General features: G+C 72.6%; 2 protein-coding genes. Both read left to right on the top strand.

Going from position 1 to position 2,366, the window contains the following annotated elements; translation table 11 throughout:
• A partial coding sequence (locus G6023_RS14760) for a cobaltochelatase subunit CobN (RefSeq protein ID WP_182636211.1) occupies positions 1-1,575 on the top strand: 1,575 nt, incomplete at its 5' end.
• A complete protein-coding gene (gene cobF / locus G6023_RS14755; protein ID WP_132061904.1) occupies positions 1,568-2,356 on the top strand; it encodes a precorrin-6A synthase (deacetylating) in 789 nt (262 codons plus the stop codon). The genes G6023_RS14760 and cobF, both read left to right, overlap by 8 nt.
• Positions 2,357-2,366 lie beyond the last annotated feature (10 nt).

Below are 2,366 nucleotides of genomic sequence, written 5' to 3'. Positions count from 1 at the left end.
CGCGCACTCGGGCTGGCCGAGGGCGCGCCGACCGAGGAGGTCGACCGGGTCGAGGCGCTGGCCAAGGCGCTGGTCGAGGGGATGGACGCGCGGGAGTGGGACGTCGCCGCGGTGCCCGACGTTCTCGCCGCCGCGGGCCTCACCGCAGGTGGGGCGGGTGACGGCGCGTCCGAGGGCGATGACGACAGCGACGACGACAACGACGACGGCGACAACGACGACGAGGTCGCGCAGGTGCTCGAGTTCGCCGCCCGTGAGGTGGTGCCGCGCCTGGCCGCCACTGTCGATGAACTGGACGCCGTCATGCACGCCCTGGACGGCGGGTTCATCCCGGCCGGGCCCTCGGGATCCCCGCTGCGGGGTCTGGTCAACGTGCTGCCCACGGGCCGGAACTTCTACACGGTGGACCCGCGCGCCGTCCCGTCGCGGCTGGCGTGGGAGACCGGTCAGGCCATGGCGGACTCGCTGCTGGACCGGCACGTCGCCGAGACCGGCGAGTACCCGAGCTCGGTGGGGCTGTCGATCTGGGGCACCTCGGCCATGCGCACCTCCGGGGACGACATCGCCGAGGTCCTGGCCCTGCTGGGCGTCCGCCCCGAGTGGGATGAGGCCTCCCGCCGGGTCACGGGTCTGGAGGTGGTCCCGTCCGAGGAGCTGGGCCGCCCGCGCGTCGACGTGACCGTGCGCATCTCGGGCTTCTTCCGCGATGCGTTCCCGCACGTCATCGGGATGCTCGACGACGCCGTGCGGATGGTCGCCGAGCTGGACGAGCCCGACGAACACAACTTCGTCGCCGCCCACACGCGGGCCGATCTGACCGAGCACTCCGACCACCGCCGGGCCACCACCCGCATCTTCGGCTCCGCACCCGGCTCGTACGGCGCCGGGATCCTGCAGACCATCGAGGCGGGCAACTGGCGCGACGACCGAGACCTGGCCGAGGTCTACACCCGCTGGGGCGGGTACGCCTACGGCCGCGACCTCGACGGAGTCCCCGCGGCCGACGACATGCGCACCAACTACCGGCGCATCGCGGTGGCGGCCAAGAACATCGACACCCGCGAGCACGACATCGCCGACTCGGACGACTACTTCCAGTACCACGGCGGGATGATCGCCACCGTCCGCGCGCTCACCGGCGCCGAGCCGCGCGCCTATGTGGGCGACTCGACCACGCCTGATGCCGTGCGCACCCGGTCGCTGGCGGAGGAGACAACGCGGGTATTCCGCACCCGCGTGGTGAACCCGCGGTGGATCGCGGCCATGCAGCGGCACGGCTACAAGGGGGCGTTCGAGCTGGCGGCCACGGTGGACTACCTCTTCGGGTTCGATGCGACCGCCGGCGTGGTCCACGACTGGATGTACGACTCGCTCGCCCGCGAGTACGTCCTGGACGAGACCAACCAGGAGTTCCTGCGCCGGTCCAACCCGTGGGCGCTGCGCGGGATGATCGAGCGGCTCTCCGAGGCCGCCGACCGCGGGATGTGGGCCGAGCCCGACGCGGACATCATGGATCGGATGCGGCAGGTCTACCTCGACGTGGAGGGCGATCTCGAGGAGTCCCACGGTGACTGAGTTCCCCACCGGCCGCAGGCGGGTGCGGGTCGTGGGCATCGGCTCGGGCGGGCTCGACCAGATCACGGTCGAGGCCGCCCGGGCCCTGCGCGCCAGCGACTACGCCCTCGCGGCCGTCAAAGGCCCGGCCGACCCGTTGGTCGATCTCCGCGCGCAGCTGCTCGCCCGCCACGCGCCGGGCGTCGAGTTGGTGGGTGTGCCCGATCCGGAGAGGGACCGCTCGTCGTCGTCGACCTCCTCCGACGCCGGGTATCGCGGCGTGGTGACGGACTGGCACGAGGCCCGCTCCCTGGCCTGGGAACGCGTCGTGGCCTCCCGGCCCGGCGACGTGGCGATCCCCGTGTGGGGCGACCCGGCGTTCTACGACTCGACGCTGAGGATCCTCGACCGGATCGCCGAGCGCGGTGCGCTGGACCTGGAGGTGGAGGTCGTGCCCGGGATCTCCGCGCTCCAGGTCCTGGCCGCGCGCCACCGTCTGGTCCTGCACGAGATCGGCGGCACGGTCACCGTGACCACCGGTCGCCGGCTGCGCGAGGTCGTGGCCGCCGGCGCCGACAACGTGGTGGTGATGCTCAACGGCGACCTGCCGCTCGATGACCTGGCCGACTGGAACATCTGGTGGGGCGGGAACCTCGGCGACGCCGGCGAGACGCTCGTCGCGGGCCGCGTGGGCGACGTCCTGCCGGACCTGCGCGCGCACCGCGAGCGGCTGCGCGACGAGCACGGCTGGGTGATGGACGTGTATCTACTGCGACGCGGAGAAGGGACGACGGCCCGATGACGGCTGAGAA

Origin of the sequence: Dietzia sp. DQ11-71 (assembly GCF_014144995.1) — a bacterium.
Lineage (GTDB): Bacteria > Actinomycetota > Actinomycetes > Mycobacteriales > Mycobacteriaceae > Dietzia > Dietzia kunjamensis.
The sequence above is the reverse complement of the archived record's forward strand: the minus strand, read 5'-3'. Positions and strand labels throughout refer to the sequence as shown.